Here is a 15,442-nt window from a genome sequence, read left to right on the forward strand (position 1 = left end):
CATAATGCTCTAAAACGTAAAATAATCTAAAAAAATATAAATAATACAAGAATTAATTAATATAAAGAAATTTAAATAATATAAAAGTAGTAAATTGGTAAATTAATATGAAAAAGTTATTAAAATTTTTAATATTTCTAATTCATCTAATTAACAAATATACTATTGATATTATATTTTAATTTAAATTAATTTGGAAATATATCTAATTATATCTCCATCAGAAATGATACCAATTAATTTTCCATCATCGTCAACTACTGGAAGCTGGTTTATGATTTCTGAGGCAGTTCCATTTATATCCATTTTTTGTAATGCTTGTTTTATGGTTTCTGAAGGCTTAACAGATATTACATCTTTGGTCATTACTTCTTCAAGGGTAGTTTCTAATGTATATACATCTTTTATTAAGTTATATCCTACATCGGTTGTTGTAATAATGCCCATCAAAACGTTATCGATATTTACGATAGGTAAACAGCTTACTCTGTTTTTAAGCATATTTTCAAAAGCATCGACTACAGACTCATTAGTTTTTGCAGATATTACATTTTTAATCATTATTTCTTCAATAGTGCTATTCAATTGCTCCATATTATCCCTATTTTCCGTATTATGGCAAATTTATAATATTTACCACATATAACTTGACTTTATTCAGATTTATTTAATTTCAATTTCATTTAAAAGTATTTAAACATATTCAAATGTATTTTTGGTAGTTTAATTAATTAATAATTAAATACGACTTCATATTAAAATAACATTCATCATTATATCAAAATTCAAATTTATATATGAGACTATTGTTATTAAATAGAAAACTATATATACTATAATTTTGTTTTTCGTGATAAAAATACTTGAATATCAAAGAAAACGGTTTAAATTAGGTATTTTTTAATTATACATTTGCAAATCTATTTTGACCATATATGAAAAAGTATTTAATTAAAAACTTCAAATATATGATAAAATATATGATAAAATAATAATTTAATAGTATATTTTAAAATAATAATAATAATACTAAAAATAATATTTCAATAATTGACTAATTAACTAATATTTAATATATAATATTTATATTAGTATCTATATTTAGTATCTAATAATTAATAACTATTTAAATGATTAAATAAGCTGTATCTTTGATGCGATAAGAAGGATAAGTATGATAAATGAGCAAGTAAAATTATCACACAATAACAAAGTGGCAGACGGAATAAAATTGTTTGGATTTGTAAATATAGTAGACATAGAATTTGATGATTGTAAGGATTTTAGCAATTATAATTCTATTAACTATAAACATAATGATAATGTTAAAAACAATGATTACACTTGTTTTATTTGGAATAAGGAGATATTGGACGATAATGAATTAAATATTTGGAAAGAAACTATCTCAAACGAAATTAAGAAAGGAAAAAAAATTGTAAACATGGCAAGATTGCAAAGGATTGAGACTAATTCGGAATTAGTTGCACTTGCAAAAGAGTGTGATGTATCTATAAGAGATACTTCTGACCCGGAAATTTATAAAAAAGTTGAAGAATATGCTTACGAAGGTTTGAATGGTATAAAACCTAAAGTTTTAACAATAGTGGGTACTGGAAGGCAATCTGGAAAATTTACAGCTTGCATGACATTAAAAAAAGAATTAAAAAACAAAGGGATTAATTTGGGAGTTTTGGGTACAGAACCGCAATCAATAATTTGTGGTGCTGATGAGATGGTTATACCTCAACCTATACCGATATGCAATGTAGCACCTACGATATTAGGCGTTATGAAAAAAATAGAAATTGAAAATAATCTCACTGAAAACGATTTAATGATAGTTTCAGGTCAAACGGGGATTTTTGCAAATCCTTTGGAAGTAGGGACTGGTAGGGGCGGAAGTGTAATAAGTATTGCGCTCCTTGTAGGCTCAAATCCTGATTATATTTTATTGGCTTCGGATTTATTGGATTTGGATGATATTAAAAAACATATTTCTGCTACAGAACTATTAACGGATAAAAAAGTGATTGGTATTACCTTAAACTCTAAAAAATTGTTTTATTCACAATCTGATGAAGAAATATCATTAATTCTAAAAAATATATCCACCGAATTAAATTTACCGGTATCGGATGTAATTGGAAGAATTAATTTAGATGAACTGGTTAAAAAAATCATAGAATTAACAAATAATAACGATAACACCAATAATTAAAAAATAATAAAATAATAAAAAATAAATCATAATTTTGTATTTTTAATTTTAATTATAATTTTTCTAAATCATAATTCAATTTTTCAGATAATCTATCAATTATTTTGTCCCATTTAGGTAAATTAGTTTGACAGCCTACTTTTTCAACAACATACGATGCTACACAAGCCCCGATATGTCCACAGTCTTTTAAAGAATGTCCTTTTAAGTATGCAGACAAGAAACCTGCCCTATAACTGTCTCCAGCACCTGTGGGGTCCATAGCTTCGACCATAATTGCAGGTACTTTTATCTCTTCTCCATTGTGGTAGATATAACTACCATCTTTGTTGTATGTTATAATTAAGTAGTTTAGCTTGTTTTTCATATCTTCCGGAGTTTTGTTTATTGTATCCATTATTCTCCCGTATTCGTGATGATTCATAAATAAGAAATCTACATAATTAATTATTTCTTCTAAATTTTCCGCACTGTATAATGTTAAATCTTGTCCCGGGTCGAAAGAAACTAATTTCCCCAATTTTTTAGCTTTTTTAGCACATTTTATATTATATTCGGGGTCGCCTGTTGATAAATGTACAATATCTCCATCAAAATCTGGTACACTTACTTCTTTGTAGTGTTTTGCAGCACCCCATAAGAAATAGGTAATTTGATTAGCATCTGGGTCGGTAAATATCCAAGCTTTCGGAGTCTCTTCTTCTGTGGATGTATATACAAAGTCTAATGAAACGCCTAATTCTTTTAAATATTCTTCATATCCTGAGGTAATAAAATCTGTCCCCACACAAGATATTAATGATGAACTAACGCCCATATTAGCAATTTGTGCTGCTACATTACTTGCAGCACCACCATAATATTTTTTAGCACTCGGAATTTGTACTGACGTGTTTAGTTCTGGAAATTTTTCTAAATCAAAAATATAGTCAATTGCAGCGTGTCCAACAACATTTATTTTACCTTTTTTAATAATATCCCCATTATTCTCTAAATTTTCCAATTTATCACCAATATTTAAAATAAAATGTATTTTTATTAGTAATTAGATATTTCATTGTTTAATTTTTATATTTTTCATCTTATTATGATTATCATTTTAAATATATAAATTAATTTAATCAATATTGAAACATTAGTTTAATAAACGACGATAAATATAATAATATCTTTTATATTTTAATATATATTACCTATGAATTTACATATGAATTAGCAAATATCAAAATTATAATTCTAAATTATTTTATACTATGTGTTAACAAATATTATCATAAGTTATTCAAAAATGCTTTAAATATATTTTATTAGGCTATGGTGATGGTGATTGTATGTATCAAATTGTTAGGTATGAAGGCGGAGTTTACAAGCATAATGAACTTAAGGAATGGATTGAAGACGTGGGCGGTTTTATAATTCAAGAACACGTTATGCAGTTAGATGTTTTTATGACTGTAGCATTTCCAGAGGATGAAATAGGGGAATTCAAAGCTTTATCAAAAAATTATAAGGGTAAAGTTGTAGAAACACCTTTAGCAGGCATAGAAATTGCAGTGGTAGCGCCAAGTTTATCACGTCATCATTTGCCCCATATAGCTTGCGATGTTTCCGAATATGTGCGTAAATTTGGGGCTAAACCTAATATGATAGGTTTATCACACGGTGCAGGGAAATCAATAAGTCAAATCAAAGAAAAAGAAAAAAGACTAATTGAAGAGCACGACCTTGCCATTTACGTAATGGGAAATTTTAAAAGCTGTATCGAGGATAAAACCCATTTATTTGAGGTAGATATTCCTGTAATCATTACAGGGGGTCCGCAAAGTATTGAAGTCGATAAAACATATATTGGAAATTTAGGACGTAGAAGTCAACGTTTAAGGCGAGGTTCCGAAATTAGGGCATTAGATAGTATGATTGAAAAAATCACTGAAAAAATAGGTGAGAAAAGGCTTGAATTATCCTACGACCCTCCAATAATACCTCCAGTAGTTTTAAAGGACGAAATTGAGAAGAACATTGCAGACGTGCACGGAATATTTGCACCTATGCCCATAGTGACTCAATTAGATGGTTTAAGAATAAAATTAGACTATGACAGGTCTCATGAAAAAATTGAAAATTTAAAAATAGATAATTATGTTTTAAAAGATATTGCATATATCTCTAAATCATTAATTAAAAATTATATACTCGTTAAATTAAAATCAAAGTCTGAAGTAATGGAAGAATCTAATGAATAGGTTCTTAAATTATTTTTTAATATAATTCTTTTAAAACATCTGCTACAATGGTATCTACGCTTACGAAACTAACTTCTGAGGCATAAGTATCCGTTCCAATCACTTGGTCTGCTCCGCCATTGTATAATTTGTTTAAAGCATCATTAATTAATACTGGGTGGACACAGGAAGCAATTACCTTGTTTGCACCTTGTTCTTTTAACATACTTATTGCTGTAGCCATAGTTCCGCCAGTAGAAATAATATCATCAACTATTAAAACGTCCCTACCTTTTACATCTAAATTTTTAGGTGCAATTGATATTTCAGTTGGTGAATATCTAACTTTTTCTAAGTAATCATATTCACATTCTAAAATGTTTGAAGCTTCTTTTGCTAATTCTATAGCTCCTTTATCGGGGGATAATACAACAGGATTGTTTAATTCTGATTTTACAGATTCCGCCAATTTAGGTATTGCATTACCATATATAAATGGTATTTCAAAGAATTGCTCGATATGTGTTTCGTGAGGGTTAATTGTAATAATTCTATCACAAAATTGTGAGTATATCTTAGCAAATGCAATTATGCTTACGGGTTCTCCTTTATTGAACTTTTTATCTTGTCTAGCATACGCTAAATACGGAACAACTAATGTAATGCTCTTAGCATTTTCTTCTTTCAATGCTTGACATAACAAAATAGATTCTATTATTGCATCTTGTGTATTTTGTGTTTGAATTATAATTGCGTCTTCATTTTCCACATTACTATGGATTCTTATGTATTTTTCGCCATCTGGGAAGCTTTTAGTTTCAGTTCTTGATAAGGGCCAATCTAAAATTTCTGAAACGTTTTTTGCCAATTTTTGAGATTTTGAACCAGGAATTATAATCATATCATCACCATAATTGAATTACTTTTAATCTTTAATCTTTAATCTTTAATTATTTTTTTATTTTATATTTTATATTTTTGTCTAATTATCAATTTTATACATCAATTAAATAAAAATAATATTATAAGATTTACTACATATCATAATATAGTATATTATGTTTTAAATTATAATTTTGACACTGAATTTAATTAGGGTTATTTAGATTTATTTAGATTTATTTAAATTTATTTAAACTTATTATAAACCTATATATTTAAAATTATGCAATATATATCTATATACTTATATATCACACGAGAATTATTTTGATTAAAAAATGGGCAGGGACATTATGAGCGATAAAGAACTTACCAATATCATTAAAAAAGAGTTTTGTGTAAATTGCAAGGATTTAGCTCCAAAATATGACGTTTTGATAGTAGGAGCTGGCGTATCTGGCAGTACCTTATTTAATGAGCTTAAAAAACAATTAAAAAATAAAAAAGAAAGCTTAAAAATTGCTATCGTGGAAATGGGCGGTTTAAAACCTGAATATATAATTGAAAAACAAGATAATAGTGTGGAAACAATCTATGCAAAAGGGATTGGGGGTGCAGGTTCTTATTATGTAGGTAATGCTTTAGAAGTCAATATTAAAGGATTAGATTTGGAAAACGAATATGGGGAACTTAAAAAAGAGCTTAATATATCCGAAATGCCTGAAGAATGTTTATCTCGTTTTGAAATAGAATTATTAAATAAAGGATTTAAAAAGACACCTAAATTAATAAATTTTGAAAAATGCACAAATTGTGGACTTTGTGCCCATAAAAGTTGTGAAGCAAGGGCTTACTTTTATGAATTTTTAGATATTTTAAATGAAAATTTAAAAGATTCAGAAATTATTTTAAATTCAAAAGTAATCAATATTGTACACAATAATAATACTAATAATAATACTAATAATAATACTAATAATAATACTAATAATAATACCAATAAAGACAATTATAAATTTGAAATAATTTTAGAAAATGAAAATAACATATATAATATTTATTCCAAAAATGTAGTACTTTGCGCAGGGGGAATTAACAGTCCCAGAATATTATCTAAAATTTACAAAAATGAAGGAATAATTAATGAAAATTTGGGGAAAAATTTATTTATTGATAGTTTTATTACAGTAGGCGGGGTTTTATGTGGTAGCAATATAAATAAAGAAGTTCCAATGGCTATATACAAAGATTACGGAAATTACGTATTAAGTACGCACTACTCTGAGCTACTTTACAATCGAATAATGGAAGAAAATAATTATAAACCTAAAAAATCCGACGTATTTAGTTTTATGATAAAAATAAAAGATAGTGAAAATGGTATCGTATTTGAAAACGATATATACAAGCCAATTTCTGAAAAAGATATCCAAATATTTTTGGAGGCAATGGCTACGGCAACGCCTATATTAAGGGATTTGGGGATTAATAAGATATATTCGACTATACCGAGAGGTTCACACCCTGGAGGTACTTGTAAACTTGGGGAAGTTGTAAACAATGATTTTGAAACTGATATAACTGGTTTATACGTTTGTGATGCTTCCATATTACCTTATGCCATAGGAAAACCTCCAATATTATCTTTAATGGCAATTGTAAAGAAATTTTCAAAAATTTTGATTAATAAAATAAATTAAAAATAATAAAAGAATAAAAAATAAAGAAATAACTTAAATAAATTTATTTGCAATAATTATTGCAAATAAACTTCCTGCAAGTGTGGCAATAAAATTAACGTACTCATTATTTAAAATACTCCTACGTTCAAGGGTAGCCCCGACAAGGCTGTCTATAAAATTCCCGAAAATTCCCGAAATTGTACAAATTAATAAATATTCTATTTTTCCAAATAATAACATCGCAAATAATCCTATGGTAAACGAACCAATTAATCCGAAGAAAGTACCTCCAAAAGTAATGCCACCATCAGTCCCAACTTCTACTTTTTTGAAAGTTGTGATTAATCGAGGGCTTCCTCCGAATACCATACCTAATTCAGACGAAAAAGTATCTGAATTAGCAGCAGCAATTGCACCCAAATATCCCAAAAGTGCAGTTTGATAATCTAATAAATTAAATATGTATAACATTACAAATATTAAAGGCATTAACCCGTTTGCAAGCACATTTTTTAAAGAACGAGTTTTTTCACCCATTTTTAATTTATCTTTCTTTTTATACCCTACTTTGCTTATGAGACTACCTAAAATTAGGAAACTAAATAATATCAAAAGCCAGGTAATACTCGTACCCATTATAATTATAAAAGCCATAGTTGAAGAGCCAATAATTCCATTAGTATCCAAAAACTTCTTTTTATGGCTTATGTATGCGATTAGGGCAATTACAAATACTGATAAGATAAATTTGTACAATAATATCATTTTTACACCGAATTGACTAATATAAATTAGATATACTACTATATAAAATTATATTTAGTCGGACTATGTATTACATAATTAACTATGATAGTATATAAAATTATATAAAATTATATAAATGGTAAGATTAATAATAAAAATGGATAAGAAACGAGTAGTTAGATAGGGTGAATTTATGTGTATATTTTGCGATATTGTCAATAATAAACTACCTTCAAGAAAATTATATGAAGATGACGATTTTTTAGTAATAATGGATGCTTTCCCAAAATCAAGAGGTCATACGTTAATTCTTACAAAAGAACATTATGAAGAATTTGATGAAATGCCCGAAGAATTAGCTTCAAAATTAATAGTTTTAGCCCATAAAATGGTAAAAAAGCTTAAAGTTTTGGATATGGATGGATATAACATTGTAAATAATAATAAACCTATATCTGGTCAAGAAGTTCCACATGTTCATTTCCACATTGTTCCAAGATATAATAATGAAAAAGAGCCAGTTTTTACGATTTCAGAGCCAATAGAAATGGATTTGGATGAAATATATGAGTTAATAACTAAAAATTAAAATAAATTAAAATAAATTAAAATAAGAATTATATAATTATTTATTTAGTTAAAATATTTAATTTAAAAAATATTTTATTTATTTTTAGTTATTTTTAGTTATTTTTTATTAACCTACCTTTTAATCCGAAAGTGCCTGCTTCAGTTATTTTTAAAGTTTTAAATTCGCCAACAGGGGCATTAAATTCATTAAACTCATCAAAACGGTTAAATAATACTTTTTTACAGTTTGAAGTAATAGCTTCGCCTTTTTTAGTTATTAAACATTCAAAAGTTTGACCAACGTGCCTTTTATTATTTTCGAAACTTATTTCTCTTCTAAGTTTATTTAATATTTCTGAACGTTCTTTCCGTATTTTGGTGTCAATTTGCTTCATACGACCTGCTAAAGTGTATTTTCTTTGTGAGTACTTAGCACCGTGTGTAAAATCTGGTTTTATCTTTTTCATAACTTCCAACGTATTTTCAAAAGCTTCTTCGCTTTCTGTAGGGAAGCCTACAATAACGTCCGTTGTAAAGTTTAAATCTTTCACTTTACGTTTAAATTCTCCAAGTACTGATATAAATTCGTCAACAGTATAGCCTCTATTCATATCTTTTAGTACGTTATCATCACCACTTTGGATTGGTAAATGTAAGAATTTTATAACTTTTTCACTTGAATAACTTTCAATTAATTCATCAATAAATGAATTTGCATAATTTGCGTGCATCATTCCAATTCTAATGCCAAAGTCAAATGGTTTAGAATTTGGATTATCTACAATATCATTTATTAAATTTGGTAATCTATATTTATCCCGTCTATCAAACCCATAACAAGCAGTATCTTGAGCAGTTATTAATAAACACTTTGTACCTGACTTTATTAACTCTTCAGACTTCTTTATAATGTTTTTAGGTTCGTAAGATATTAAATTGCCTCTTGCTACTTTTACAATACAATAGGTGCAATTTCCGAGACAGCCTTCACAGATGGGTAATGCCATTACTAAATTAGTATTATTATTCGTATTATTAACAATTTTATTATTATTATTATTATTATTTTCAGTACAGTTATTTTTTAACAAATAGTTTAATTTATTATCTATTTTTGAAATTTCGCTATTTTCTACTTCTTTTTTAAATAAATCTATCTTATTATTAATTTCCTCGGGTTTATATCCTTCAACAACCGCTTTTACTATTTCACCGGATAAATGCGCTTCTCGAGGCATTATTAACGCATCATATAATCCTTCTACCTTTTTAGATAACGCTTTTGCTAAACAACCCGCTACAATGACTTTTTTATTTGATTCTTTGTATTTTTTAATTTTAGAAATCATTTTGTGTTCAGTTTCCTGTCTAACTATACACGTATTTATAACAACTAAATTTATGTTTTCGTCTTTTAAATCGTTAAAATTTCCTGTAAATACATTGAATCCTTTTTCAATCAATGAATTTTTTATTATTTCCGTATCAGATGTGTTTAGGGTACATCCATAACCTTCAAGATGCACTTTTTGAATAATTTTATCATTATTATTCGTATTTTGGGTATTTTCATTATTTAATTTCATATTAGCACCGTTTTTCATTCAAATATTATTTACGCAGGTTTAAAATAAAATTTTTATCTTGTAAGTTTTGTTTTATTTTTTAATTTTATGCGTTTTAATTTTTAAATATATTATTTATATTGAGTATCTTAAATATTAAGTAGTACATATTAGATACTATCTTATATTATATAACTTATACGTGATATGTACGTTATAAAACTAAAATACTGGAAATACTATTAAGATTATAAACTAATACAAGAATATCCATAATTTATTTCAAAAGTGATATTATGAATCAAACTGATAAAAATAATTTAAAAGTAAGCAACGCAGTATTTGAAGCCATTAAAGACTCTAATATCGATTTTATAGTAAGCGTACCTTGTGTAAATTTGAAAAATTTAATCATAATGATTGAAAATGAAATCGAAACAAATTTGAATCAAAATAATCCAAAAGTTGATTTTGAAGAACAAAGAAATAAATTAATACATATCCCTATTACGAGAGAAGAGGAAGGTATTGGAATTTGTGCAGGGGCTCATTTATCCGGTCGTAAAACAGCTCTTTTAATGCAAAATTCTGGTTTGGGTAATTCTATAAATGCGATAGGTTCCCTTTTAAAAGTTTATAAAATACCTTTAGTAATGATAATTAGCCATAGGGGCGATTTAAAGGAAAAAATAGCTGCACAAATCCCTATGGGTCAGTGGACTAAAAAACTTTTAGAAGTTGCAGAAATACCTTATTATTGTCCAGAAACGCCCGAGGAAGCTGAAAAAGTAATAAAATATGCAACAGAAATGTCCGAAACGATGAAATATCCTGTAGCGGTACTTTTAGATGCTTTATATTGGGAAAATGATTAATTTATATTTATCTTACATATTTTATATATATTTTATATTTAATTATTATTTAATTATTATTTTATTTTTTTAATCCATTCTATATTATTGGATAATACACATCTCGCAACAGATACAAAATCACAATATTTTAACATTTTTTTTGCATCTTCAACGGATTTAACTGAATTATTACCTATAATTATAATATCGGGGAATGCAATTCTTATATCTTTCAAATAATCCAAATCTGCATAATTATGACCTGGATTAAAACAATCAATATGTATACCGTCAATGTAATCCATTATGCTATTTTCCTCAAAATTTTTAATTAATTCTTCCGAAGAAATATAATTTGCCCTTATCTTAATGAAAACAGGGATTGAATTGTCTGAATCTGTTATATTTATATTTCTAATTATATTAGTATCTTTGATAAATTTAAGAATATTACATAAATTTTTCATTCCTTTTTTTGTGATTAATTCTTGCCCAAGTCCTAAATTAGTAATTTCAGGCTGTCTACAATGGCAATTAAATTCAATTATATCGCAATTTTCAATAATGGTTTTTAAATTATCTAATAAATATGGATTACTTTTTAAATCTAAATCTTTAAATCTAATATTTGCAGAAATTAAAGAATTTTTACCATATGGGGAATTTTTAATTTCAAAAGTTTCATTTTTTATATATTCGCTAAATTTATTCAGGGGGATATTGAATTCTTTTCTACCCCTATTTTCGATTTCAAAGCTTGCTTTTAATGTTTCATTATCGAGGTTGTATGCACCAATACATATAATTCCAAAATTATCAAATTTTTTACAAAATTTTGCATCGGTTATTCCGGCCATAGGTGCAAGAACGATTTTATTTTTTAATTTTTTTAATTTTTGGTAATGTTTTAAATTTGCCATATTATCATATTCCTCAGAATACTCTTAACGTTCTTAAATTTCATAAATTATGGTATAAAATATAATAAAACATAATTATACTATAAGTTATAAAACTAATTATAAAAATTGAAAACTTAAACTTGATTAATTAATTAATTAATTTAAAATAGATATTTGGGAATATATGAATATTAATATATAACTCATTTAATAAATGGATTAAATTGAGCAAGTATAATTATGTGGTATTTTAAGAGATTCTTCAGAGTTTTGTTTTAAGGTATATACTGAACCTTCACATTTACCATCCCTTATTATTTCCAAACCAATATCTGCAAGATTTGAAGCATCTTCCGCAGTTTTCCCAATACCTAAACCTGCTTTTAAACTAATTCCATCTGATTTTAAGATATCTTCAAACATACAACTTAAGTCATTTTCATTCATACCATTACAAGGGCACATAAAATTGTCTCCACCTATGAAAAATCCAAGTGCGTTGTATTTTTTCAAAGATTTGAATAATTTTACTTGAGCATCTTTTATTTGTAAATATGTATCGTATGCAGAGTCTTTATCGGTCATAGTACCTGTAACATCGTCAATATCGATATGTGCCAATTGAACGTATCCTTCATTTTCAGATACTAACTCAGTTGATACATCAAATACTTCTTTCCTAACTTCATCTTGTGCGCTACCATATTCTTGTAATCTTTTTGTAGCAATTTTTTGAGCTTCGTATGGCGTTTCTGCAGAAGCTATTGACATACTTAATGTAAAAGGATATCTATTTTTAACACTGTTCTGAATTCTTTTATGTGTTTCTAAATCAATACCATTCGTAACAGCAATTAAATTGTCAAATCTTGTATAAAATACGAGTCCTTTATGGACCCCAAATTGTAAACTTAAATCGGTATATAATCTTGATTGAAGAGCTTGTAAATCGCTTTCTCTTCGAGGATTAGGGGTTACTGTCCACGGTCCGTAATTATCAATTTGCATAACAGTTATTTGTATCATTTTTATCTCCTTCCTGAGATTATGTATTTATGCTAAACCATATACATTTTAATCATTGCACATTTTAATCATATGCTTATTATTACTTACTTTCATATATTTTATTTCCTATTATTTAATACCATAACATATTAATTATTTTTAATATTGTCTATTATATTTAATACCATTATTAATTTTATATTCAATATGTATAATATCATTACTTTTGAGGGTTTAAAAATTTAAATTTTCCATTATTATTGTAATATTAAAGCATTTTTTAATAATATCTTATACTATATATCCATTATTCTTTAAAATTCTTAACATAGTGATTTAAGATATTTTTTGCAAGTTCTTTTTTATTATCTATATTTTTCATAATAGTATTACATTTGAATATCTTAATTTTATTATCGATATTGCCTATATTATCAGTTTCATCGGTGTTATCAGTTTCGTCCATTATAAAAACATCTAATATATCGTTATATATTTCGTAGACACTTTTTGAACTGACATTATAACCTTTAGCTTTCATCAAAGTACCTGCAGGTCCACTAACTGGGTTATTACCAATTATTGGCGAAACTGCGTATACAATTTTGTTTTTTAAACATTCTCTAATTTTTGGAACACTTAATATAGGATTTATTGACGTAATGGGATTAGATGGACCAATGATTACAATATCACTATTTTCAATATCTATAAGGGCGTTTTCAACAGCATCGGCGTAGTTTGAGTTTTCATAGAATACATCTACTACTTTAGCATTTCCTCGCCTATTTACCCAAAAGTCGTGAAATTTTATTAATATATTTTTTTGATTTTCACATCCCTCATCAACGATTAAAATTTTAGTCTGAATTTTATCATTACTCATAGGATATATTTTAGTAGATATGCCGAGTCCTTCCCTAACGTCATCGATTATATCAGAAAGTTTAACGCCTTTTTTTATTAAAGTACTCTTGTAGGTTTTCAAAGCCCTGTCTTTGTCTCCAATTTTTAAGACTTCATCAAATCCATATTTTTTTAACTGCTCGTGGCAATAGAATGTATCATTTTTTACTCCATACCAAGTTTCTTCATTAATAAGATTCGATAGTGAGTACAATACTGTATCTATATCGGGTGTTAAATATATATCACCAATCCAGTTATCTTCACCCGTATTTACAATAATGGAAACATTTTCTTTGTTTAAATCTTCAATTTCCATAAATCCTTGAATTAATTTAGGCGTCCCAGTCCCTCCTGATAATATTGTAATTTTTAAGTTATTATAGTTGTTTTTATCGTTTTCATTTTTATCTGGGGTAATATTCATAAATTCACCTTTTTATGATATACATTTAGTAATTATACATTAACATAATAATATATCACATTTATATTTGTTTTATATTTGTTTTGAGTTATTTTTTTATAATCTCTGTAAAATAACTAAAAAAATTAAAATTAAATAATCTCTAAATAAATAAAAAAAATAAAAAAATAGATAATTTCTGTAAAAATAATGTATTAAATTATAATATTAAATTTACTTAAAGTATTGAATCTTCTAATTCTTCGATTAATTTTTCCTTACCATCGTATTTTAATGCAATTTCTCTAAGTTTTTTCGCATTTTTGGAATAAGTTTTATCATTCTTAAGTTTCATAATTGAAGGTTCTAATTCTTTTTCGAGAATTTTATAATTAAGAGCAATTCCACATTTTAATTCTTGAATTTTTAATGCGTTGTTTTCCTGTTCAGGATGGTCTAAATCGGGGATTGTAATAATAGGTTTTCCAAAACTGACTGCTTCCATAAGTGTTGAGTGTCCCCCGTGGCAAACTATCATCGAACATTTTTTGATTAATTTATCCATTTCTGTAGAAACTGGGATTATTTCAACATTTTTTCCTTTATTTTTTTCAAGTTTTTTAGCCACTTCATGACTACCACAAACTAATTTTACTTTTAAACCAGTTTTCTTGGATATTTCGTTTATTAACTCCAATATTTTAAGTCTATATTCAAAACCGCCGATTACACTCAATATATAATCTTCTGAATACTCGTTTTCATCTTCACCTACGTCATAACGAATTAAAGGACCGCTGAATCGTAAGTTATTAATCATTTTCAAATTGTATTCGCAAATTGTGTATGGTGCAGGCAAATCCGGAATTATCAATTTTTCCGCAGATTTATTTACTGCATTTAATACTTTCATAACAGGATAAACGATATATTTTTCCTTTTTTTGTGTTTTTGTAGCATTTTGATTCGTTATTATATAATAAGGCTTTTTGGAAATTTTTGATGCTAATATTGTACTGTATTTACAATCCGAAATTACCAAATCCGGGTTATAATCCTTTATTATTTGTAATTCCCTTTTAACTGCTTTTGTAGGGTGGTACTGTGTGTTAAACATACTTCTTTTAATATCAAATTTACCATTCTTTCCAGATAATTTTATTTCAGGGTATGTTTCCAATACCTCGTATTTTGATAGTTCAATAAAGTCTTTACTTTTCCCATATGCTACGAATTTAACATCATGTTTCTTAGATAATTCTTTTCCAAGGGCAATACACCGAGTGGTATGTCCAAATCCTTCACCGCAAACTGATATCAATACTTTCATAATATCCACCTTGGAATATATTATAAATAAATTAGTTTTAATTTTGATTTTACTTTTGGTTTTTATTATTTTTAAATAATTCCTATCTCATAAATTCATATTTCATGTATTCTATACTTTTTCAAGTTTTTATACATTAAGTTT

The 15,442-nt window shown here is 26.7% G+C and carries 14 protein-coding genes; 5 read left to right on the forward strand and 9 right to left on the reverse strand.

All coding sequences use genetic code 11. The features are described from left to right. Nucleotides 1-183 precede the first annotated feature (183 nt). On the reverse strand, nt 184-594 hold the full coding sequence (locus J3E06_RS03175) for a CBS domain-containing protein (RefSeq protein ID WP_013181022.1): 411 nt from the start codon (nt 592-594) through the stop codon (nt 184-186). Nucleotides 595-1,174: 580 nt separating this feature from the next. On the opposite strand from J3E06_RS03175, the gene J3E06_RS03180 reads away from it, so the two are divergent. Beyond that, nucleotides 1,175-2,221 (forward strand): DUF1611 domain-containing protein, encoded by a 1,047-nt coding sequence (locus tag J3E06_RS03180; RefSeq protein ID WP_013181023.1) that lies wholly within the window; start codon nt 1,175-1,177, stop codon nt 2,219-2,221. A 52-nt stretch (nt 2,222-2,273) separates the two neighbouring features. On the opposite strand, the gene J3E06_RS03185 is transcribed toward J3E06_RS03180, so the two are convergent. Then, nucleotides 2,274-3,197, reverse strand: a complete 924-nt coding sequence (locus J3E06_RS03185) for a carbohydrate kinase family protein (RefSeq protein WP_048187648.1) — start codon at nt 3,195-3,197, stop codon at nt 2,274-2,276. A 355-nt stretch (nt 3,198-3,552) separates the two neighbouring features. Here J3E06_RS03185 and J3E06_RS03190 point away from each other — a divergent pair, with 355 nt between their 5' ends. Then, nucleotides 3,553-4,464 (forward strand): methanogenesis marker 7 protein, encoded by a 912-nt coding sequence (locus tag J3E06_RS03190; RefSeq protein ID WP_013181025.1) that lies wholly within the window; start codon nt 3,553-3,555, stop codon nt 4,462-4,464. 16 nt (nt 4,465-4,480) lie between these two features. Here the strand turns inward: J3E06_RS03190 and J3E06_RS03195 are convergent, their stop codons facing one another. Then, nucleotides 4,481-5,344 (reverse strand): ribose-phosphate diphosphokinase, encoded by an 864-nt coding sequence (locus tag J3E06_RS03195; protein ID WP_013181026.1) that lies wholly within the window; start codon nt 5,342-5,344, stop codon nt 4,481-4,483. Between the two features lie 334 nt (nt 5,345-5,678). Here J3E06_RS03195 and J3E06_RS03200 point away from each other — a divergent pair, with 334 nt between their 5' ends. Beyond that, nucleotides 5,679-7,025 (forward strand): GMC oxidoreductase, encoded by a 1,347-nt coding sequence (locus J3E06_RS03200; RefSeq protein WP_013181027.1) that lies wholly within the window; start codon nt 5,679-5,681, stop codon nt 7,023-7,025. 33 nt (nt 7,026-7,058) lie between these two features. Here J3E06_RS03200 and J3E06_RS03205 read toward each other — a convergent pair whose 3' ends face one another. Beyond that, nucleotides 7,059-7,772: a TIGR00297 family protein gene (locus tag J3E06_RS03205; RefSeq protein ID WP_013181028.1), complete on the reverse strand. Its 714-nt coding sequence runs from the start codon at nt 7,770-7,772 to the stop codon at nt 7,059-7,061. Nucleotides 7,773-7,947: 175 nt separating this feature from the next. Here J3E06_RS03205 and J3E06_RS03210 point away from each other — a divergent pair, with 175 nt between their 5' ends. Beyond that, nucleotides 7,948-8,343, forward strand: a complete 396-nt coding sequence (locus J3E06_RS03210; RefSeq protein WP_013181029.1) for an HIT family protein — start codon at nt 7,948-7,950, stop codon at nt 8,341-8,343. Nucleotides 8,344-8,437: 94 nt separating this feature from the next. Here the strand turns inward: J3E06_RS03210 and J3E06_RS03215 are convergent, their stop codons facing one another. Then, entirely contained in the window at nt 8,438-9,910 is a 1,473-nt protein-coding gene (locus J3E06_RS03215) for a tRNA (N(6)-L-threonylcarbamoyladenosine(37)-C(2))-methylthiotransferase (protein WP_048187260.1), read from the reverse strand. A 275-nt stretch (nt 9,911-10,185) separates the two neighbouring features. Between J3E06_RS03215 and comD the strand changes: the two genes are divergently transcribed. Beyond that, nucleotides 10,186-10,764: a sulfopyruvate decarboxylase subunit alpha gene (comD, locus tag J3E06_RS03220; protein WP_013181031.1), complete on the forward strand. Its 579-nt coding sequence runs from the start codon at nt 10,186-10,188 to the stop codon at nt 10,762-10,764. 56 nt (nt 10,765-10,820) lie between these two features. Here comD and J3E06_RS03225 read toward each other — a convergent pair whose 3' ends face one another. From J3E06_RS03225 to J3E06_RS03240, 4 genes are all read right to left on the reverse strand, one after another. After that, nucleotides 10,821-11,666 carry an MJ0144 family RNA dihydrouridine synthase-like protein gene (locus tag J3E06_RS03225; RefSeq protein ID WP_013181032.1) on the reverse strand — a complete coding sequence of 282 codons (846 nt, stop codon included), beginning with the start codon at nt 11,664-11,666 and terminating at the stop codon, nt 10,821-10,823. Between the two features lie 201 nt (nt 11,667-11,867). Continuing rightward, nucleotides 11,868-12,674 (reverse strand): GTP cyclohydrolase III, encoded by an 807-nt coding sequence (locus J3E06_RS03230; RefSeq protein ID WP_013181033.1) that lies wholly within the window; start codon nt 12,672-12,674, stop codon nt 11,868-11,870. Between the two features lie 289 nt (nt 12,675-12,963). Then, nucleotides 12,964-13,989 carry a 2-phospho-L-lactate transferase gene (gene cofD, locus J3E06_RS03235; protein ID WP_013181034.1) on the reverse strand — a complete coding sequence of 342 codons (1,026 nt, stop codon included), beginning with the start codon at nt 13,987-13,989 and terminating at the stop codon, nt 12,964-12,966. Nucleotides 13,990-14,206: 217 nt separating this feature from the next. Further along, the gene (locus J3E06_RS03240) at nt 14,207-15,298 is read right to left on the reverse strand and encodes an MJ1255/VC2487 family glycosyltransferase (RefSeq protein WP_013181035.1); all 1,092 of its coding nucleotides are present in this window, start codon (nt 15,296-15,298) and stop codon (nt 14,207-14,209) included. Nucleotides 15,299-15,442: the final 144 nt, after the last annotated feature.

This window comes from Methanococcus voltae (genome assembly GCF_024807655.1).
GTDB classification, from domain to species: domain Archaea; phylum AGJL01; class Methanococci; order Methanococcales; family Methanococcaceae; genus Methanococcus; species Methanococcus voltae_D.